18 protein-coding genes and 1 pseudogene are annotated in these 19064 nt (G+C 64.5%); 9 read left to right on the plus strand and 10 right to left on the minus strand.

Annotation, left to right across the window (positions count from 1 at the left end; translation table 11 throughout):
* Nucleotides 1-2 precede the first annotated feature (2 nt).
* The 3 genes from LXM94_RS02185 to LXM94_RS02195 form a co-directional block, all read right to left on the minus strand.
* Nucleotides 3-407, minus strand: a complete 405-nt coding sequence (locus LXM94_RS02185; RefSeq protein ID WP_235769513.1) for a DUF1850 domain-containing protein — start codon at nt 405-407, stop codon at nt 3-5.
* Nucleotides 404-2527 (minus strand): TRAP transporter permease, encoded by a 2124-nt coding sequence (locus tag LXM94_RS02190; protein WP_235769514.1) that lies wholly within the window; start codon nt 2525-2527, stop codon nt 404-406. Before LXM94_RS02190 ends, LXM94_RS02185 begins: the two co-directional genes overlap by 4 nt.
* An 84-nt stretch (nt 2528-2611) precedes the next feature.
* Complete coding sequence (locus LXM94_RS02195; protein ID WP_235769577.1) at nt 2612-3556, minus strand: TAXI family TRAP transporter solute-binding subunit; 945 nt, start codon at nt 3554-3556, stop codon at nt 2612-2614.
* A 340-nt stretch (nt 3557-3896) separates the two neighbouring features.
* Here LXM94_RS02195 and LXM94_RS02200 point away from each other — a divergent pair, with 340 nt between their 5' ends.
* The gene (locus tag LXM94_RS02200) at nt 3897-4106 is read left to right on the plus strand and encodes a Rossmann-fold NAD(P)-binding domain-containing protein (protein ID WP_329605579.1); all 210 of its coding nucleotides are present in this window, start codon (nt 3897-3899) and stop codon (nt 4104-4106) included.
* A 236-nt stretch (nt 4107-4342) separates the two neighbouring features.
* Here LXM94_RS02200 and LXM94_RS02205 read toward each other — a convergent pair whose 3' ends face one another.
* From LXM94_RS02205 to LXM94_RS02225, 5 genes are read right to left on the minus strand one after another with little or no spacing between them, the layout of a single operon-like run.
* Nucleotides 4343-5524, minus strand: coding sequence for an ABC transporter permease (locus LXM94_RS02205; RefSeq protein ID WP_235769515.1), 1182 nt, complete (start codon nt 5522-5524; stop codon nt 4343-4345).
* Between the two features lie 6 nt (nt 5525-5530).
* Nucleotides 5531-6673, minus strand: a complete 1143-nt coding sequence (locus LXM94_RS02210; RefSeq protein ID WP_235769516.1) for an ABC transporter permease — start codon at nt 6671-6673, stop codon at nt 5531-5533.
* Nucleotides 6673-7374, minus strand: coding sequence for an ABC transporter ATP-binding protein (locus LXM94_RS02215; RefSeq protein WP_235769517.1), 702 nt, complete (start codon nt 7372-7374; stop codon nt 6673-6675). The genes LXM94_RS02210 and LXM94_RS02215 overlap by 1 nt, the downstream gene beginning before the upstream one ends.
* Nucleotides 7371-8471 carry an efflux RND transporter periplasmic adaptor subunit gene (locus LXM94_RS02220; protein WP_235769518.1) on the minus strand — a complete coding sequence of 367 codons (1101 nt, stop codon included), beginning with the start codon at nt 8469-8471 and terminating at the stop codon, nt 7371-7373. Before LXM94_RS02220 ends, LXM94_RS02215 begins: the two co-directional genes overlap by 4 nt.
* A 46-nt stretch (nt 8472-8517) precedes the next feature.
* Nucleotides 8518-9561 (minus strand): helix-turn-helix domain-containing protein, encoded by a 1044-nt coding sequence (locus tag LXM94_RS02225; protein ID WP_235769519.1) that lies wholly within the window; start codon nt 9559-9561, stop codon nt 8518-8520.
* A 217-nt stretch (nt 9562-9778) separates the two neighbouring features.
* Here LXM94_RS02225 and LXM94_RS02230 point away from each other — a divergent pair.
* From LXM94_RS02230 to LXM94_RS02240, 3 genes and pseudogenes are all read left to right on the plus strand, one after another.
* Nucleotides 9779-10620: pseudogene (locus tag LXM94_RS02230) on the plus strand (integrase core domain-containing protein).
* A gap of 63 nt (nt 10621-10683) precedes the next feature.
* Complete coding sequence (locus LXM94_RS02235; RefSeq protein WP_235769520.1) at nt 10684-10926, plus strand: antitoxin; 243 nt, start codon at nt 10684-10686, stop codon at nt 10924-10926.
* Nucleotides 10923-11312, plus strand: a complete 390-nt coding sequence (locus LXM94_RS02240; RefSeq protein ID WP_235769521.1) for a type II toxin-antitoxin system VapC family toxin — start codon at nt 10923-10925, stop codon at nt 11310-11312. The genes LXM94_RS02235 and LXM94_RS02240 overlap by 4 nt, the downstream gene beginning before the upstream one ends.
* A gap of 6 nt (nt 11313-11318) precedes the next feature.
* Here the strand turns inward: LXM94_RS02240 and LXM94_RS02245 are convergent, their stop codons facing one another.
* Entirely contained in the window at nt 11319-12041 is a 723-nt protein-coding gene (locus LXM94_RS02245; RefSeq protein WP_235769522.1) for a response regulator transcription factor, read from the minus strand.
* Entirely contained in the window at nt 12038-13288 is a 1251-nt protein-coding gene (locus LXM94_RS02250) for a GAF domain-containing sensor histidine kinase (RefSeq protein WP_235769523.1), read from the minus strand. Before LXM94_RS02250 ends, LXM94_RS02245 begins: the two co-directional genes overlap by 4 nt.
* 278 nt (nt 13289-13566) lie before the next feature.
* Between LXM94_RS02250 and LXM94_RS02255 the strand changes: the two genes are divergently transcribed.
* From LXM94_RS02255 to LXM94_RS02275, 5 genes are all read left to right on the plus strand, one after another.
* Nucleotides 13567-14583, plus strand: a complete 1017-nt coding sequence (locus tag LXM94_RS02255; protein ID WP_235769524.1) for an ABC transporter substrate-binding protein — start codon at nt 13567-13569, stop codon at nt 14581-14583.
* A gap of 81 nt (nt 14584-14664) precedes the next feature.
* Nucleotides 14665-16107, plus strand: a complete 1443-nt coding sequence (locus LXM94_RS02260) for a sugar ABC transporter ATP-binding protein (RefSeq protein ID WP_235769525.1) — start codon at nt 14665-14667, stop codon at nt 16105-16107.
* Nucleotides 16104-17051 carry an ABC transporter permease gene (locus LXM94_RS02265; protein WP_235769526.1) on the plus strand — a complete coding sequence of 316 codons (948 nt, stop codon included), beginning with the start codon at nt 16104-16106 and terminating at the stop codon, nt 17049-17051. Before LXM94_RS02260 ends, LXM94_RS02265 begins: the two co-directional genes overlap by 4 nt.
* Nucleotides 17048-17998 (plus strand): ABC transporter permease, encoded by a 951-nt coding sequence (locus LXM94_RS02270; RefSeq protein WP_235769527.1) that lies wholly within the window; start codon nt 17048-17050, stop codon nt 17996-17998. Before LXM94_RS02265 ends, LXM94_RS02270 begins: the two co-directional genes overlap by 4 nt.
* A 15-nt stretch (nt 17999-18013) precedes the next feature.
* Complete coding sequence (locus LXM94_RS02275; RefSeq protein WP_235769528.1) at nt 18014-18928, plus strand: SMP-30/gluconolactonase/LRE family protein; 915 nt, start codon at nt 18014-18016, stop codon at nt 18926-18928.
* The last annotated feature ends 136 nt before the right edge of the window (nt 18929-19064 follow it).

The raw sequence follows: 19064 nt of genomic DNA on the forward strand, positions 1-19064 counted from the left end.
CGTCATTGGCCGGCTGTCCGCTGGCGCCCGGCGTCGGCTTCCCCATCGGTGCAGGGGCGAAGCACGATGGGCTCGCCCGACCGCCGGCCAAGCTCCCGGCATCCGCCGGTGTCGCAGAGCGTCCAGCCGGAAACGGTGGCTCCCGACGCGGCCAGCACGAGCCGGGGAAGCGGCCCCGTCTGCGGCCGCCATATCCACCAGCCGCCCTCGCGGCGCGCGCCTTCGCCCGGCTCCATGCCCGCACCCGAACCCTTCACGCGCGCTTCCTCCAGGACCAGGCCGGCTTCCGTCACCGCCCAGCGCTCCCGCCACTCGATCTTCTCCACCGAATGGGTCCAGCCGAGGGTGAACAGACCGGCGGCAACGGCGATGGCCTTGCCGCTCGCGATGCAGAGCAGGGCACTCATGCCGTTCTCGGGGTGGACACCGGTCGCTCCGCCTTCGCCGTTCTCGCCTTTCGCCATACGAGGACAATGAAAAGAGCGCCGAGGGCGAAGCCGATCTCATCCGTCAGAGGCAGCGCGGCGAGCAGCGTGAAGGCCGCAACGGTCGCCAGGGCCCGCTCAAAAAGCGAAAGCCGAACGGCGGCGAAGCCGATCACTGCGGCGCCCCACAGGCCAATCGCAAGCCCCGTCTTGAAGACGATGTAGGCGACGGCCGCGGGATAGCCGAGCGACGCCGCCAGCGGACCGCCATCCTGCAGCATGAGCGCCGGGGAATAGACTGCCATGAAGGGAATGACGAAACCGGCTGCCGCGACCTTGATGGCCTCGATGGAAATCTTGAGGCCGCTTTCGCGGGCGATCGGCGCGGCGGCGAAGCAGGCAAGGGCCACCGGCGGGGTCAGGTCCGCCATGATACCGAAATAGAATACGAACATGTGGCTGACGATGAGGGGCACGCCGAGCTCGAGAAGCGCGGGCCCGGCGATCGACGAGGTAATGATGTAGTTCGGGATCGTGGGGATGCCCATGCCGAGCACAAGGCAGGTTATCATCGTCAGCACAAGCGACAGGAACAGGCTCTTGTCGCCCACCGAGACGATGAACTGGCCGAATGTGTTGGCGGCTCCTGTCAACGTCATCGTGCCGATGATGATGCCGACGAGGGCGCAGGCGATGGCAACCGGCAGCGCCGTCTTGGCGCCTTCCGCAAGCGCATCGCGGCAGATGGCGAGCGTGTTCCGTCCGCCTTTCCAGACGGCATTTGCGGTGATCAGCAGTACCAGCGCGACGACGATGACCTCGATGCCGAACTTGAAGAAGGCGGCCGCGACGAAGCCGAGACAGATCCAGAAGATGACCCGGACGGCAGTCGAGGGAAGGCCGAGCGCCAGTGAGCTCCCGAGGATCAGCAGCAGCGTGAAGCCGAGGCCCACCGTGCCGGCAAACAGCGGCGTGTAGCCGGAAAAGAGCAGCCAGACGAGGGCGGCAAGCGGCAGGATCAGATACCATCCGTTGGCAATCGCGGCCCGTGCGGAGGGAAGCTCGGCTTTCGGCAGCCCCAGAAGCCCGCGCTTGCCGGCCTCCAGATGCACCATCCAGAAGGCGGAGGCGAAATAGAGGATCGCCGGGATGAGCGCAGCCTTGACGACCTCGTGGTACTCGACGCCCAGCGTCTCGGCCATGATGAAGGCGACGGCGCCCATGACAGGCGGCATGATCTGGCCGCCCATCGATGCGGTCGCCTCCACGCCGCCAGCGAAGGCGGGGCTATAACCGAACTTTTTCATGAGCGGGATGGTGAACTGTCCGGTGGTCACCACATTGGCGACGCCTGAGCCGGAAATCGTCCCCATCAGCCCGGAGGAAATGATCGATACCTTCGCCGGTCCGCCCCGTCGCGCGCCGACGAGGCTGAGCGAAACGTCGTTGAAGAGCTGGATCATCCCGGCCTTTTCCAGGAAGGCGCCGAAGAGGATGAAGAGGAAGATATAGCTCGACGACACCAGTGTCGGGATGCCGTAGATACCTTCCGTGCCATAGGCCATGTGGTCGATGACCTGGGAAAAGTCATAGCCGCGGTGATCGAGCGGTGCGGGCAGGTACTCGCCGAACAGGCAATAGGCGAGGAAAACGCCCGCTATAATCGGCAGCGCAGGCCCCATCAGCGCCCAGGCGGCGGCGAAGACCACGCCGATCGCGATGACGCCCGCAACGATGTCGAGCGGCAGGGGATCGCCGGCGCGCACGATCAGGTCGGCATATTCGTAGCATTGGTAAAAGGCGACGGCGGCGCCCAGTGCCGACAGGGTCCAGGCGGCCGCCCGGACGAATCCGCCTCGGCCGGCCATGGCGGTCAAGAGGGGGAAGATCAGCACCGTGACGAAGCCGACATGGATTGCTCTTACGAGCTGGCTCGGCGGGTCGAGAAGATGCGCGGCCGTCGCGATCTGGAATGCGGAAAACAGAAAGGCGATCGCGAAAAGCAGTCGTCCTTCCGGCGTCGCGGGAAAAGCGCCCGCCAGCGCATCATGCTTGCTCAGGTCGACGGCAGCGCCGTCGACCGGTCCGTTGGTGTCGTGCATCGATTCCTCCCGAGCGACCGATAGGCAGGCAGTACATACACTACGCGGCGATCCTCCATCGCCGCGTAGCCTCGTTCGTGACTGTCAGAGCAGTCCCTTTTCCTTGTAGTAGCGCTCCGCACCGGGATGCAGGGGAACCGGCATGCCCTTCAACGCGTCCTCGATATTGATCTTTCCCGCCGCCTTGTGCGCAGCAACCATCGCCGGCAGGTTCTCGAAAAGCTGCTTGGTCATCTGGTAGGCGGTCTCGTCGGAAACGTCCGAGTGGGTCACGAGGAAGTTGACGACGGCGACCGTCGGCACGTCGCTGTCCTGACCCTGGTAGGTGCCTGCCGGCACGGTCGCGGCGATATAGGGAGCGCCGACTTTCGTCGCGATCTCTTCCGGTATCGCCACCATCTGCACGTCGAGCGACGTTGCGAGGTCCTTGAAGGACGAGACGCCGAGGCCGGCCGATTGCAGCGTCGCATCAAGCTGGCGGTTTTTCATCAGTTCGACGGATTCCGCGAAGGGCAGGTATTCCGTCTTGCCGAGATCCTCGTAGGTCATGCCGGCCGCTGCAAGGATGGCGCGGGCATTGAGCTCCGTGCCGGACTTCGGCGCACCGACCGACAGGCTCTTGCCCTTGAAGTCGGCAAGCGTCGTGATGCCGGATTCTCTTGAGGCCATGATCTGGATGTAGTTCGGATAGATCGCTGCGATGCCACGCAGCTTGTCGAGCGGCGCCTTGAAGCCGGCTTCGGCGTTGCCTTCCCAGGCCAGCTTGACGGAATCGCCGAGCGCAAAGGCAATCTCGCCGCGGCCCTGCTGCAGGAGGTTGAGGTTTTCGACCGAGGCCTTGGTCGCCTGTACCTGGGTCCGCGACCCTTCAATCTTGTCGCCATAGATTTTCGACAGCGCCACGCCAAGCGGATAATAGACGCCGGACGTACCGCCCGTCAGGACGTTGATGAACTCGTCCGCCCGTGCTGACGCTGCGGTCATGGCGATGGAAATGCCGGTGATTGCCGCAATGGCGGCGCGTTTCATGGCATGCGTCATGGTAATTCCTCCCAAGATGTAAAGTGGCGCGGTTCTCTCCCGTCCGCGTGACGTTACATCAACAGCAAGAGTTGGGCCAAATGCAATGCGTTGATTTTTATGGAGGCAGGGATTCGCCAGCGCCATTCCAGGCGGAGATTCGCCGCGGTCCAGCAATCTTGCGGCAAGAAATTGCCGTTCTGTCTCCGCGTTGATACGATGGACTATCTGCCCTCATGCGCGCCAGATAATAAGTTCGTCCCCAGTCGGGGTGGCCAGGTGGCGGCCGCATTCTCAACATTGGCTCCATCCTCGGTGTCATCCCCGCGCCGTATTCGATCAGAACGGCATGGAGCCCGACCGGCAGGAGGCCGAATACGATCAGGCACGTGCGGCTGTCGCGGCGCTGCTGCGGGATGTCATGCGCAAGGCCGACCTGCCGGATGTCATCGTCAAAGTGGTCATCAAGGCAGCCAACGATCCTATTCCACGCCGACGCTACACCGCGGGCAATGCGTCGCGCATGGCGAACCTGCTGCGCCGATTCGCCACCGCTTGACTGTTCGACAAGTTCCTGTGCCAACAGTTCCGCATCGCGTAATCAAACCCCGCAGCATTCCCGCATGTCCGGACGCCTATGGATCCGGACATGCCGGAAGGTTACCTAAGTCCTTTCCGTGCGGCGGTCGCAATGACTGCAATTGGCGCATTCAGCCGAAAAAGTTTGCGGGAAAAAAGGGGCGCAAGTTCGAAACCGTTCAAGACCGGAAACGTTCCGATTGTAGGCGCCGGCTGCTAGCCCCGCGCCCGAAGCGCGGCAGTCAGCGGCAGTCTCGTGGCGGCGATGGCGGGGAGAGCGCCGCCGAGGATGCCGATGGCGAGGCCGAGCAGGCCGGCTGTCATGAGGACATCAGGTGTGACCGTGAGTTGGAAGGCCATGCGGGCGTTGTTTGCGCCGATGGTGCTTGCCTGCCAGCCGTTGAAGATGAGCCATGAGGCGAAGAGGCCGAGGACGACGCCGGCACTCGCGAGCGCTACGGCCTCGACCCAGGTCCCGAGAAAGGCCGAGAGGCGGCTGAAGCCGAGCGCGCGCACGGTGGCGATCTCGACGGTCCGGTCGGCAACGGAACTCATCATCGTGTTGAGCGCACCTGCCGTCGCCCCAACGGCCATCAGCAGCGCGACCGGCCAGCCGAACAGGCGGATGAGGCTCGCGGTCCGTCCGGATTGCGTGGCGTAGAGATCGGCCTCGGCAACGGCGACAAGCGGGGTCTCGGTGATCGTCGCGAGCGTGGCCTGCAAGCGCTTGAGCGAGGCGGGATCGGTGAGGCGGAGTTTCAGGCTTTGTACCTGGCCCTGCCGGTCGAAGGCGGCGCGCACGGCGTCGAGGTCCGCCCAGAGTTCGGATTCGAAGGCGCTGCCATGGGCGGAAAAGTGGCCGGCGACCGTCCAGTCGACGGCGCCGAGCCGGACAATGTCCCCCACGCCGAGGCCGAATTCGTCGGCAAGCCGGCGCCCGACGACGACCTCGCGGGCACCGGGCGTGAAGATGCGGCCGGCCGAAAGTCCGATGCCGTCGCGGATCGACGGGCCCGTCGCATCCATGCCGCGCAGCGCCAGCGTGCGCAGCTTAACATCGACGGGCACGACGATCTCGCGGGACGAGACGAGCTTGCCGCCGGCATCGCGGGCGACGCCCAGATCGCCGGTCATGGCGTCGAGCGTGCGGATGATGGACGCGGGAATATTCGAGCCCGTCTCCTGATTGGTGCCGCCGCCGAGGACGACGGCAACGGAGGGCGAGCCGGCTCCGGTCAGCGCCGTCTCGAACCCCTTCGCCATGGACAGGAACCCGGCGAGCACGCAGACAACGAGCGCGACCGACAAGGCCATGGAGGCGGAAATCGCGAAACGGCGCGGCAGGCTGGCCAGATTGGTCCGGATCATCACGAACGCTTGTTTGTTGTGGGTGGACATGGGGAATTACCTCGTTCTGAAAGCTTTGATGATGGGGGTCCGCATCGCGTTGAAGGCTGGCAGCGCGCCGGTCGCAAGCCCGAGGACGGCGACGATCGCGAGCGCCTTCGCTAAAACCGCTACGGAGAAGACCAGTCCAAGTACCGGGCCGGCAAACACGGTGGCGAGCTTCGCCAGGGCGAGGCCGATGCCCCCGCCGACAGCGAAGACAAAGAGGGTTTCGCCGAGGACGATCGCCATGATGGCGAGCCGGGAAAACCCCAGCGTCTTCAGCACGCCGATCTCGAAGGTGCGTTCGCGCACGGCAAAGACCATGATGTTGACGACGATCATCAGGAGGGTGACGAAGGCCGCGCCGACGACGAGGTTCACGATCAGCCCGACATCGGCATACTGGCGCAGGAACGCCTCCAGGAACTGCTTTTCCGATTGCGTGCGCGTCGGTGTGGCCGAGTTGGCGAAAAGCGCATCGATCCGGGCGGCGAGTTCCCCCGGCGAAACGCCCGCGCGAGGGCGGATGACGAAGGCGTCGACGGTGTCCTTGCCGCGTGCACGCGCGGCGTTCACATAGTCGTAGCGGGCGATCATGAAATAGGTGTCGGTGGCGGCGTTTTCTCCCTCGAAGATACCGGATATCTCGAAACGCCAGTCGCGCCCGCCGTCCTCTCTCGGCGTGTCGAAGGCGGTGACCGTCACGCGCTGTCCGACGGTCCAGCCCTGCGCCTCGGCCAGGGCGCGGCCGACCAGCACCCTGTCACGCGACTGGCCGATTGCGTCAACCAATGCGGGCGTCAGGCCGAGCTCCTTGCCGTTGACGGCCATCAGCAGGTCAGGATCGGTGGCGCTGATGGCGACGACATTCCTCTCAACATCGACGAAGCCGCGCAGCCGCGTGACATAGCCGACCGCCGCGATATCGGGGTCGGCGGCGATCCGCGACATCGCCGCCATCGGCAGCGGCTGCGTGCGACCGCCGGCACTCGTGACGCCGAGAAGGTCGTCGCTCGCACCGGCCGCTCCCTGTGCACCATTGATGAAGCTTGCGGTCAGGCCGTAGATCAGGAAAGCGACCGCGATCGAGACCATGAGGAGCACGGTGCGCAGCGGCTTTCGCCAGGCATTCTTTCGGGCGAGATCGAAAAAGGTCATCAGGCGGCTCTCTTCTCTTCGACGAAATCGCCCTTGTCGAGATGCAGCGTGCGGCGCGCATAGAGGGCGGCCTGCGGGTCGTGTGTCACCATGACGATGGTCTTCTCCAGCTCGCGGTTGAGGAAGCGCAGCATGTCCAGAACCTCGTCGGCGGATTTTCGGTCGAGGTCGCCGGTCGGCTCGTCGCAGAGCAGCAGCCCCGGATCGGAGACGATGGCGCGCGCAATGCCGATGCGCTGCTGCTGGCCGCCGGACATCATGGCGGGGTATTGCTTTTCGCGCCCGGAAAGCCCGACGAGGTCGAGGACCTTTTCGACGCGGATGCGCCGCTCCTTGCGCGACAGCGGTTTCAACAGCAACGGCAGCTCGACGTTTTCTGCGGCGTTGAGCATGGGCAGCAGATTGTAGAACTGGAAGACGATGCCCATGTTGTGCGCCCGCCAGGCGGAGCGCGCGGCCTCGCCCATCTGGTCGAGACGGCTGGTGCCGATGCTCAAGGTGCCGGCATCCGGACGGTCGATGCCGGCGAGCATGTTGAGCAGCGTCGATTTGCCCGATCCGGACGGTCCCATGACGGCGACGAAATCGCCACGGGGGATGGTGAGATCGAGCCCGGAGAAGATGGGGATCATCGCGCCGCCGATGTGATACGCCTTCCGGACGCCGCTGAGCGCGATATAGGGGGTGACGTCTTGGATCATTGCGGGTTTTCTCCTGTTTCATCAAGGGCGATGCGGATGCGGACGGCCATGTTCGGCCGGATGCCGTCGGGTGGATCGTCGAGCGACAGGCGCAACGTGACGGTGCCCTTTTCCGCGGAAGCGACGGGCGCCAGTCGCAGCACTGTGACGGCGAAGGGTCGGTCGGGAAAACCGTCGAGCACCGCCTGGCCGAAAAGGCCGGGTTTCAGCGCGGCGAGGGTGGTTTCCGCCACGTCAGCGTCGATCACGAGGCTTTTCGTATCGGTGATCGTCAGCAGGCTCTGGCTTTCGCGAACGCTGTCGATCCGCGCCAACACCGTATCGCCGACGCGCGCGTCGAGCCGGGTGACGGTACCGGCGAAGGGCGCGCGAACGGTCAGTTCCGCCACCCGTTCCTCGGCGATGCGAATGGCGAGGTCGGCGCTGTCTGCGGATTGCCGGGCTTGCGCCACGGCATTCGATGCGCGCTCGGCGGCCGCGCGTGCGTCTTCAAGCGCCTGCCTGGAGGTCGCGTTGCGGGCGGCGAGGATTTCGGTGCGGTCCAGCAGGGTGCGGGCCTGCGCAAGGTCGATGTTGCGGGCGGCAAGGATCAACTCGGCCTGAGCCTTCATGGCGCTTGCCTGTTCCAGCGCGAAGCGGGCGCCTGCATCGTCAAGGACCACAAGGATCTGGCCGGTCTCGACAGGGTCGCCCGGCGCCACGGCGATCCGCGTGATCCGGCCTTCATATTTGGCGAAGACCGCCGTCATGCGCGGCGCGACGACAAAGCCGGAACCGGCGATTTCGCGGGTGGTCGGGATCGGGTCGTGGGCGGCGGGCCGGTCCGCAACGCGCTCGACCTGCGTCGCGGCGGCAGGATCGGCTGTCGTATCCGCCGGTCCCGACAGCTCGGCCACCATTTGATGAACCAAATCCGGCCGATAGACGCCGCCACCCGCCCCGACCACCAGCGCGGAAAGGCAGGCCGGAAGAATGAGACGCCGGAGCATCGGCTTCGGCGGCTGTATGTCGTGGGGAACGGGCTCAAGTGATAGCGACTTGAGCGTCTCGGCCAGTTTTCGGCCTTGTTCGGTGGCGATGTCAAAATGGGTGTTCATGCCGGGCATCATGGCCGGCGAGGGCAGAACCGCGACCTAAAACGCGTTATGGGTCGTGCTTAATCGCGATCGGGGACATCATTGCCTTCCGCTCGCGCCATTCGAGCGGCGACATTTCGGTGACGCGGCGGAATTCGCGGTTGAAGTTGGACTTGGTCTGGAACCCCACCTCGAACATGATCTCGGTTACGGCCTTGTCTGTTTCGACGAGCAGCGTACAGGCCTCGGCAATCCGGTGCTCGTTGACATATTGCGAGACGTTCTTGCCCGTCGCCCGGTTGATCGCCGTGGAAATCTGCCGCGCCGGTATGCCGAGCTTGCGCGCCAGCCGGTCAAGATTGAGATCGACATCGCGATAGGCACGCCTGGTCGCCATCAGCGCTTCGACCGCGGAAAGCGTTTCCTTGTCGCTGCCCGTTTCGGACCGCACGGCCGTTTCCCCGGTCTCCGTCGCCGCGTGGCTTCGGCTTGCGGCCGCTGCGGCAATCGACAGGATGACCAGCGAGAACAGGTTGCCGACCGCAATCAGCGGCGGAGCATATTCTCCTCCCATCCAGGTCAGATCGACAAACACGAAGGTATCGATCGCCGCGGAGAGGAGCAGGGCAAGGGCTGCGAAGAGGATGGCGCGGTAGGCGCGTGCCGCCTCCTCGAAGGGGGCGAGGCGCAAAGCATCCGTCCCCGATCGCATTAAAAGCAGGATCGCAACGGCATAGGCGACGAAGCTCAGCACGAGCGCCATGTCGATGGCGTCGCGCCACGTCGCGAGAAGCACGATGACGGTGAGCATGGGAACGGCATGGAGGGCAAGACGTCGGACCAGAGACGTCCGGCTTCTGCGGACCAGTTCCGTCACCCCGGCATAGGCGAGCGGCGGCACGGCGGCGGCGCAGACCGGGGCGAGGAACATGATAGTGCCCTGCACGCCATAACCCCAGCGCAGGCCGGAGAGCACCGACAGGAACGCGCTGATGAGGATGAGCGCCAGAAACGGCCGGTTCGCCGGCCTTTCATCGCCGTGGCGCACGGCAGCGGCGAAGAGAACGAGCAACAGGACGGCGACGACGAAGGAGAGCGGGACGAAGGGCATGAAAATCCGGCGAAGGAATGAGGAAAGACAGTCTCCGATATCCTGCCTCTCAGGACAATCTCTCGCGACCTGTATCGTGTTCTAGGTGTGAGTTTTCGGGAGATTGTCCATTCGGACCGGATCGGGGAGACTGGAGTTACCAGGCTTCAGCACCCACCGGAGGGTCCGAACGAACGTCCACAAGAATGCCCGTCTGACGCCGTTGCATCGAGAGGAGATGGCGCTGTCGGTCATCGGAGGGCACATTTCCAAAGCCCATGCGGCGCGGACGTATGGTGTGTCGGCGAAGATCGTGGCGCGCTGAGTCGAGCGCTTCAAGACCGAAGGGCACGCCGGCATCACCGACCCGACGATTGCCGGGCGCATCGTGGCCTTGCGCCGCCAGCGCTGGACCGGCCGGCATATCGCGCTTGAGGTCGGCGTCTCACCAGCCACCGTCAGCCGGGTCCTGAAACGGATGGGCTGTCGCGACTGAAGGATATCGAACCCGCCGCGCCGGTCAGACGCTACGAACGGGATCATCCCGGCGAGATGATCCACATCGACATCAAGAAACTCGGCCGGTTCGAGCGCATCGGCCACCGCATCACCGGCAGTCCGCAACAGGCAGTTCGCGCGGCGCCGACTGGGAGTTCGTCCGCGTCGCCTTCAGCCAGATCCTGCCCGATGAACGCAAGGAAAGCGCGGTCATCTTTCTCACGGCGGCGATCGCCTACTATGCCGGCTTCGGCGTCACCGTCACCCGCGTGATGACCGACAACAGCTCCTGCTACCGCTCGAAAGCCTTCGCCAAAGCCCGCCGCCAACTCGGGCTCAGGCATGTCAGGACAAGGCCCTATAACACCGAAGACCAATGGCAAGGCCGAACACTTCATCCAGGCCGCTCGCAGGGAATGGGCCTACACCATCGTATATCCGACCTCACGGCACCGCGCCGCCGAATTGCCCACCTGGCTCCGTCGCTACAATTGGCATCGGCACCGCCGCAGCCTAAAGTCAAAACCGCCAATCAGCCGCCTCGGTCTAACCGCCGGCAACCTCTTCAGGAGCCACAGCTAGGCAGCTTGCGAAGGGCTGCATCTTGATATATATTTTTGCTATATATCAAGCTGGAGGCCAGCGATGACAACGGCAAAAATTTTCTGGTCCGGCCGTTCCCAGGCGGTGCGCCTTCCCAAGGACTTTCGCGTCGACGGCGACGAGGTGCGGATCAGCCGGCGAGGAAACGCGATCATCCTCGAACCGGTCGTAAACGGCTGGTCCTGGCTCGGCGACGTGCAGGGACCGATCGACGGCGATTTCGTCTCCGCGACCGAGGAAAACGTTCCCGTCCAGAAAAGACCCGCGCTGGACCTTTTCAAGTGAAGTTCCTGCTGGATACGAACGCCGTCATCGCCCTGATGCAGGGAAACGCCCGCCTTACGGAGCGGATGACCCGGCATGAGCCGGTCGATTTCGCCCTCCCGGCCATTGTCGCGCATGAACTCCACTACGGGATCCATAAGAGCGAGCACCGCGCCGCCAACCTCGAACGCGTCGAGGCCCTTCGCTTTGCGATCCTGGAATTCGATGCGGACGACGCACGCGAATCCGGGCGTATCCGTGCGGTGCTTGCCAGGTCCGGCCAGCCCATCGGTCCCTATGACGTCCTGATCGCGGGGCAGGCCTTGAGCCGGGGATTGACGCTGATCTCGAACAACCTGCAGGAGTTCACCCGCGTCGAGGGGCTGAAGGTCGAAGACTGGCAATAGCAGGCTTCACCGTCCCTCCAGCCATTCCTGCAATTCCGCCTCGGCGCGTTCCAGCGCGCTGTAGTTCAACAGCTTGCGGAGGAACGCGACGGTCACGGCGCGGGCTCGCAGGTTGAAACGGCCGTCCTCGTGGTCGTCGCCGGCGCTCTGGTAGACGTCGAGCTTGTCGTAGAGCTGCTGGAGCCGATTCTGCACGCTGCGCAACGACAGGTTCCGCCGTTTGGCGATGGCCCGGTCGGTCAGGCCAAGCGCGATGTCGACGAGGATCTCGTATTCGGAATCCGTGAAACCGTTCGTCTGGCCAAGGCTCTTCTGCTGCAGACCGCGCACCTCGCGGTCGATGACACACTGGCTTTCGACGAAGATGGAGCGAAGGGCGAGCTTCAGGCGCTCGTCGGAGGCCGATTTCAGGACGTAGCCATAGGCCGCGCCATCCGGCACGATGCGCGATACGCCGCGCACATAGGCCTCGTCGGAATAGTTGGACCAGAACAGAATGCGCGTTTCCGGCCGCTCCTTCCAGATGGTGCGGGCGGCCTCGATGCCGTTGCGGTTCGCCATCTGCAGATCCATGACGATATGGGCCGACTTGTGGTCGCGCGCGAGTTTCTCGCCGACCGTGCCGTTCTCGGCCTCGATCACGGTGTCGCATTCGGGCAATGCCGCATTCACCGCCTCATGCAGGTAGGAGCGGTGCAACGGGTCATCCTCGACGATCAGGACCTTCATGATGCCATCTCCCCGAGGCCGTCGCCGGCATCGTTCGGCGTGAGCGGCAGAACGACACGTACGGTCGTCCCGCGGTTGTTGTGGCCCGGACCGATCGCAAATCGTGCAGAAATGAGCCGTGCCCGGGTTTTCATGTTGTCGATGCCGCCGCCGATGCGTCCGCGCATCTTCGCGAGCCCCGTGCCGTCATCCGAAATCTCGATCGAAAGGCGGCTGTCGTCGATCCCGAGCCGCACCGTCACGGCAAGCGGGCTGGCATGCCGCACGGCATTGTTGATCGCCTCCTGGGCAATGCGGAAGAGGGCGACGCTGACGGCCGGTTCCAGTGTCTCCAGCGCGCCGTCCGTCTCGTCGGCCAGCCCCCACTCGATCGTCGAACCCGTGTCGCGCGTCGAGCGGTCCAGATGGTGCTCGATCGCCTGGGCAAGGCCGAACAGCTGAAGCACGGACGGCTTTGCCTGCTCGATGATCTGGCGAAGATCCTGCATGCAGTGCTGCAGCGAACGCGATACGGGCTCCAGCGCATCGGACGCCACCTCGCCATTGCGCGACAGGCGATCGATGCGGCGTGCAAGCCGCGTCAGGTCCGCGAGCGTCTGGTCGTGCAGGTCCATGCCGATGCGCTGGCGCTCCCGCTCGAGCGCTTCCGTGAGCTTGAGCGCACCTTGCCGAAGGCCTTCCTCGCGGGCCCGTGCCTCCGCTTCGACGATGGCCGAGCGCTGCGCCTGCTCGGCGGCCCGAAGCGCAAAGAAATAAGGCGTCAGCAGATCGGCGATGATACGGGCGCGCTCCACGTCCTCCATCGTATAGGCGCCCGGCGTCTGCGAGGAGCAGGAGAGTGCCGCGATGATCGTGGCCTGCACCTTCATCGGGACATGCAGCCGGCTTCTCAGCGATTGTTCGACGATAGGCCGCTTGAAGGCACCCTCGAAATGAAACCGCGGATCAGTCATCGCATCGTCGGCCAAGAGGTAGTCGACTTCGCCCCAGAGCAGCGAGCGTATCGGGCTGTTGACGACGGGAGCACCCGCGAGGTCGCCCCAGGCGGTCTCCATTCCGGTCTCGTAGGCCGTGTGGTAGTTGCCGTCTTCAAGCAGAACACAGACATCGAGATGATCGTGCGGGATGATATGCGCCACCTCGGCAGCGACCGATCGGATGGCCGAGCGGAAATCCAGCTGTCCCGCCAGCAGACGCGAAATCCCGAGATAGTGGTCGAACAGCGCTGCGGGCGCGTGGTGCAGCATGAGCCGGTTCCTCCCGAAACGGCGGGCTCCTCAACCCGCCACGATCGCTACGTCAGTAAGCGCCCGCCGGGACGCCCGCGTCTTGCGTAAACCCGCAGCTTGTCGCGCAAAACCCGCAAACAACTTGCCACCTTGCGCCTGTACAGGGCGGTCGATCTCCCGCATCCTGCCCTTACTGAGAGGAGGAAGCTCAGTGCAAGAACAATTTTCATCCGCGCTCTTTGGGGAGCGGGGATGAAGCGATCGGCCGCCACGGCGCGATCATGAGGGAGAGAGACATGACCATCCGTAAGATGCTTGTGGCATCGGTCGCGTTCGCTTGCGCCGCGATGCCCGTTTCCGCATTCGCCGACACGTCGGCCAAGAAGATCGCGTTGTCCAACAACTATGCCGGCAACTCCTGGCGACAGGCGATGCTGACGAGTTGGGAAAAGGTGACCGGCGAAGCCGTCAAGACCGGTGTCGTCGCGGCCGCCGATCCGTTTACCACCGCAGAAAACCAGGCGACGGAACAGGCCGCGCAGATCCAGAACATGATCCTGCAGGGCTATGATGCCATCGTGCTCAACGCCGCCTCGCCGACGGCGTTGAACGGCGCCGTCAAGGAAGCCTGCGATGCCGGCATCACCGTCGTCTCCTTCGATGGCATCGTGACCGAGCCCTGTGCCTGGCGCATTGCGGTCGATTTCAAGGAAATGGGCCGCAGCCAGGTCGAGTATTTGTCGGGCAAGCTGCCGGATGGCGGCAACCTGCTCGAGATCCGCGGCCTGGCCGGCGTCTTCGTCGATGACGAGATTTCGGCGGGCATTCACGCGGGCGTCGCGCAGTTCCCGCAGTTCAAGATCGTCGGCTCCGTTCATGGCGACTGGGCACAGGACGTCGCGCAGAAGGCGGTCGCCGGCATCCTGCCGAGCCTGCCGGACATCGTCGGCGTCGTGACGCAGGGTGGCGACGGCTATGGCGCGGCCCAGGCGATCGCCGCGACAGACCGCAAGATGCCTGTCATCGTCATGGGCAACCGCGAAGACGAGTTGAAGTGGTGGAAGGAGCAGAAGGACGCCAACGGCTACGAGACCATGTCCGTCTCGATCGCACCCGGCGTCTCGACGCTCGCCTTCTGGGTCGCTCAGCAGATCCTCGACGGCAAGGACGTCAAGAAGGACCTCGTCGTGCCTTTCCTGCGCATCGACCAGGACAACCTTGAAACGAACCTCGCCAATACGCAGGCCGGTGGCGTCGCCAACGTGGAATACACGCAGGAAGACGCAATCAAGGTCATCGAGTCGGCCAAATAAACCTCCCGGCGACTGCCGCGCGGCCGCGAATGGCCGCGTGACCTTCTTATCAAGCAGACGACGACACATGTGGCGGTTTGGATGACGAATGCTGTGATCGAGGTCGAAGGCGCCAAGGTGAGCTTCGGTGCGGTCAGGGCACTCGACGGCGTCACGCTCGGCGTCATGCCTGGCGAATGCGTCGGGCTGGTCGGGCACAACGGTGCCGGCAAGTCGACAATTGTCAGCATCATCAATGGCGGCCTGACGCCGCACGAGGGCACAATCTCCGGCGATGGAGAGCGGTTGGACCGCTACGGCATCAATGCCGCACGGGCGCGCGGCGTGCGTTGCGTCTTCCAGGAACTGTCCCTTTGCCCGAACCTCTCCATCCTCGAGAATGCCCGTATCATGCACCGCGCTCTCGGAGGTTTCGGCTGGCGGGCGAGGGCGGCGAGGATCATCGAAACGAGCCTCGACACAATCTTTCCCGGCCATGGCATCGACAGCGGCCAGACAGTTGGTGACCTGTCGATCGCCGAGCGGCAGATGGTCGAGATCGCGATGGCCTTTTCCGATTCCGGAGTGGCGCCCCGTCTCGTCATCCTCGACGAGCCGACCTCTTCGCTCGACGCCAGCCTCGCGCGCCAGATGCTCGATCACGTCCGGCGCTTCGTGGCGACGGGCGGATCGGTAATCCTGATCTCGCATATCCTGCACGAAATCCTCGAAACCTCCGATCGCGTCGTCGTCATGAAGGACGGTCGTGTGGTTGCCGAACGGCCAGCGCATGATTTCGATCACCATGGCTTGGTGGAGGCCATGGGCAGCGTCGCAAAGGACGAGGCGCTGCAACGCACGGCCCGTGAACTCGTGACCGCGCCGATGGTTCTCTCCTATCCGGCGCACGGCCTTCCGTTCACCGCGCGGCAGGGCGAGATCATCGGCCTAGCGGGACTTGCCGGCCACGGCCAGACCGAACTCCTGCTCGCCCTGCATGCGTCGAAATCCGGCAACTGGCTGCCGAAGCACGACCCGCTCGTCACCTTCGTGGCCGGCGACCGGCGTCTCAACGGCGTCTTCGAACTCTGGAGCATTCTGCGGAATTTCTCGATCGCCTCGCTGGGCGACCTCTCGCGTCGCGGCATTGTCCGCCACGACGACGAGGCGCAGAAGGGCGCGGACTGGAAGCGGCGGATTGAAATCCGCACACCCGACATGGAAAACAGCATTCTTTCTCTTTCCGGCGGCAACCAGCAGAAGGTGCTCTTTGCGCGCGCGCTTGCGACCCGGGCAAGGATCGTGCTGATGGATGATCCCATGCGCGGGGTCGATATCGGCACCAAGCAGGAGGTCTACGAGATCATCCGCCAGGAGGCAGCGGACGGCCGCACTTTCATCTGGTATTCCACGGAGATGGACGAGGTGCGCCTCAGCGATCGCGTCTACGTGTTCCGGGAGGGCCGCATCACGGCCGAACTCGTCGGCGACGCCGTCAGCGAAAAGAACATCATCGCCGCCTCCTTCGAGGGAGCCGCCGCATGAGGACCCGGATTTCGTCCGACGCTCTGCGGCTTGCCATCCCGGCGCTATCGCTGACGCTGCTGCTCGCCGCCGTCTTCTGGCTGCAGCCGCGCGCCATGAGCTATGTCGGGCTGAACCTGCTGTTCAACCTCGCGGTACCCATCGCGCTGGCGACGATCGCCCAGATGCTCGTGATGGCCGTGAACGACCTCGACCTCTCCATGGGCACCTTCGTCAGCTTCGTCGCTTGCGTGACGGCGACCTTCCTGCGAGATGCGCCGGTGGTCGGCATCCTGATCCTCGCGGCGGCCGTCGCAACCTATGGGGCACTTGGCGTCGTCATCTACCTGCGCAATCTTCCGTCCATCGTCGTGACGCTCGGTATGAGCTTCGTCTGGGCCGGCCTCGCGGTGCTGCTGCTGCCGGCTCCCGGCGGGCAGGCGCCGGACTGGGTCCGCTGGCTGATGACCGTCAAGCCGCCGCTCGCTCCCATGGCAATCGTGGCCAGCATCATCATCGCCGTCGTCGCGCATCTTGTCGTCATGCGTTCCTCGCTCGGCGTCCTGATCCGCGGCATCGGCGGAAACCAGCGCTCGGTGGAACGGGCGGGCTGGTCGATCGTTGCGGCACGCGCCGCTGCCTATGCCCTTGCCGGTTTCTTCGCAGTCCTGGCCGGCATCGCGCTCGTCGGACTGACGACGTCGGCCGACGCCAACATCGCATTGCGCTATACGCTGCTTTCGATTGCCGGCGTCATCCTGGGCGGCGGCGAGTTCGTCGGTGGCCGGGTTTCTCCGGTCGGAGCGGTTGTCGGCGCCCTGACCTTGACGCTCGCCGGCTCTTTCCTGTCTTTCCTGCGAATTTCACCCGACTGGCAGATCGGGGCGCAGGGCGCCATCCTGATCATCGTTCTCGCGCTGCGCCTGATGCTGAACCGTATCGAGAAGCGGGAGAAACGCCGATGACCCTCTTCACCCGCCTCTTCGGCAGACCCTGGATATGGTCGTGGCTCGCCGCCTTCGTCGTCTGGTTCCTGACGATCATGGTGACCGGCGGGGCCGGCGCGTTCGGACTGTCGCAGGCGGCGCTTACTTTTGCAGCCTTTTCCGTGATCGTCGGCATTGGCCAGATGTTTGTCATCACGCTTGGGCCCGGCAATATCGACCTCTCGGTGCCGGCGACAATGACGCTCGCCGGCACGGTGGCGCTGAAACTGATGAATGTCGAAAACGGCATGATCGTGCCGGGCCTTCTTCTCGCCATCCTGATCGGCCTCGGCGTCGGCCTTTGCAACTATGCACTGATCAAGGCGCTGCGCATCCCGCCGATCATCGCGACGCTCTCGATGAGCTTCATCGTTCAGTCGGCCGCGATCTGGACGAACCGGGGGTTGCGCATCAAGCCGCCGGGCGTGCTTGCGGACTTCACGACCTCGAATACGCTCGGCGTGCCGAACGTGGCGATCGTTGCGCTCCTGGTCTCGATCCTCGCCTGGTTCCTGCTGGACAAGACGATCTACGGCCGCTGGATCTCGGCGATCGGCCAGAGCATGCCGGCGGCGCGCATGGCGGGCATCCCGGTCGACGGCACACGCTGCGTCACCTATCTCTTCTGCGCCGTGCTCGCATCGGTCGCGGGCTACCTGCTCGCGTGCTTTTCCGGCGGTGCGGCGCTGAACATGGGATCCGAGTATCTGCTGATGTCGATCGCGGTCGTCGTCATCGGCGGGACCGCTGTCGCCGGCGGCGATTCCAACGTTCCCGGCATATGGGGCGCGTCGCTCTTCATGTTCCTAGTCGTCTCCATGCTCAACACCTACGGGCTCGGCGCCGGCATCCGCCTGATCATGACCGGGCTCATCATCATCAGCGTCATCATGCTCGCCGGCGGCCGCCGCGCCGGCATGCGCTAAAACGGGAAGACCGCCATGGCCGAAGCCAGCATCTACGAAATCCACGATCCGCGCTTCCGGCAGATGATCGTAACGAGCGCCGGGCTGGACGAACTCCATTCCGGCTGCCGCTGGGCCGAAGGCCCCGTCTGGTTCAACGACGCGAACCAGTTGCTGTGGAGCGACATTCCGAACCAGCGCATGCTGCGGTGGACGCCCGAGAGCGGCGTGTCCGTCTATCGGCAGCCGTCGAATTTCGCCAACGGCCATACGCGCGACAGGCAGGGACGGCTCGTCTCGTGCGAGCACGGCACGCGCCGCGTGACGCGCACCGAGATCGACGGCTCCATCACCGTGCTTGCCGACAGTTTCGAAGGCAGGCGCCTCAATTCGCCGAATGACGTGGTGGTCAAGTCGGACGGCACGATCTGGTTCACAGACCCGACCTACGGCATCATGTCCGACTACGAGGGTTATCGCGCGGAACCGGAGCAGCCGACGCGCAATGTCTACCGGCTCGACCCGGCGAGCGCCGCGCTTACCGCCGTTGCAATGGATTTCAATCAACCGAACGGTCTGGCTTTCTCGCCAGACGAAACAATCCTCTATGTGGCGGATTCGGCCGCAAGCCACGATGACAGCCTGCCGCGACACGTCCGCGCCTTCGATTTGGTCGACGGAGAGCGGCTCGCGAACGGCCGCGTCTTCTGCCTCATCGACAACGGGATTCCGGACGGCATTCGCACGGACATGAACGGAAACCTGTGGTCAAGCGCCGGCGACGGCGTGCATTGCTTCGACCCGGCCGGCCGCCTGCTCGGCAAGATCCGCGTGCCGCAGACGGTCGCGAACCTGACGTTCGGCGGCCCGAAACGCAATCGGCTGTTCATCACTGCAACAGCGTCGGTCTATGCGGTCTATCTCGCGATCTCCGGCGCCCAACGCCCGTAAACATACAGTCCTGAAACGCGAAAAGCCGCGGCGCGCGCCTTTCTGCGTCCTTCGCCACTCGGCGGCGGCGCCATCCGGATGGCGCCAGACGGGATTCCGCCGGCGGCGGCCGTCCTTGGCGCGGTCGATGACACAG

The organism is Rhizobium alarense (genome assembly GCF_021555155.1).
Taxonomy (GTDB): Bacteria; Pseudomonadota; Alphaproteobacteria; order Rhizobiales; family Rhizobiaceae; genus Rhizobium_D; species Rhizobium_D alarense.

Bases quoted from the DNA above. Each gene is read 5' to 3' on its own strand.
- LXM94_RS02265 (WP_235769526.1), top strand. From the start codon at position 16,104: ATGAGGACCCGGATTTCGTCCGACGCTCTGCGGCTTGCCATCCCGGCG.
- LXM94_RS02235 (WP_235769520.1), top strand. From the start codon at position 10,684: ATGACAACGGCAAAAATTTTCTGGTCCGGCCGTTCCCAGGCGGTGCGC.
- LXM94_RS02250 (WP_235769523.1), bottom strand. From the start codon at position 13,288: ATGCTGCACCACGCGCCCGCAGCGCTGTTCGACCACTATCTCGGGATT.
- LXM94_RS02195 (WP_235769577.1), bottom strand. From the start codon at position 3,556: ATGAAACGCGCCGCCATTGCGGCAATCACCGGCATTTCCATCGCCATG.
- LXM94_RS02245 (WP_235769522.1), bottom strand. From the start codon at position 12,041: ATGAAGGTCCTGATCGTCGAGGATGACCCGTTGCACCGCTCCTACCTG.
- LXM94_RS02220 (WP_235769518.1), bottom strand. From the start codon at position 8,471: ATGAACACCCATTTTGACATCGCCACCGAACAAGGCCGAAAACTGGCC.
- LXM94_RS02210 (WP_235769516.1), bottom strand. From the start codon at position 6,673: ATGACCTTTTTCGATCTCGCCCGAAAGAATGCCTGGCGAAAGCCGCTG.
- LXM94_RS02270 (WP_235769527.1), top strand. From the start codon at position 17,048: ATGACCCTCTTCACCCGCCTCTTCGGCAGACCCTGGATATGGTCGTGG.
- LXM94_RS02205 (WP_235769515.1), bottom strand. From the start codon at position 5,524: ATGTCCACCCACAACAAACAAGCGTTCGTGATGATCCGGACCAATCTG.
- LXM94_RS02185 (WP_235769513.1), bottom strand. From the start codon at position 407: ATGAGTGCCCTGCTCTGCATCGCGAGCGGCAAGGCCATCGCCGTTGCC.
- LXM94_RS02260 (WP_235769525.1), top strand. From the start codon at position 14,665: ATGACGAATGCTGTGATCGAGGTCGAAGGCGCCAAGGTGAGCTTCGGT.
- LXM94_RS02275 (WP_235769528.1), top strand. From the start codon at position 18,014: ATGGCCGAAGCCAGCATCTACGAAATCCACGATCCGCGCTTCCGGCAG.
- LXM94_RS02190 (WP_235769514.1), bottom strand. From the start codon at position 2,527: ATGCACGACACCAACGGACCGGTCGACGGCGCTGCCGTCGACCTGAGC.
- LXM94_RS02255 (WP_235769524.1), top strand. From the start codon at position 13,567: ATGACCATCCGTAAGATGCTTGTGGCATCGGTCGCGTTCGCTTGCGCC.
- LXM94_RS02200 (WP_329605579.1), top strand. From the start codon at position 3,897: ATGGAGCCCGACCGGCAGGAGGCCGAATACGATCAGGCACGTGCGGCT.
- LXM94_RS02215 (WP_235769517.1), bottom strand. From the start codon at position 7,374: ATGATCCAAGACGTCACCCCCTATATCGCGCTCAGCGGCGTCCGGAAG.
- LXM94_RS02225 (WP_235769519.1), bottom strand. From the start codon at position 9,561: ATGCCCTTCGTCCCGCTCTCCTTCGTCGTCGCCGTCCTGTTGCTCGTT.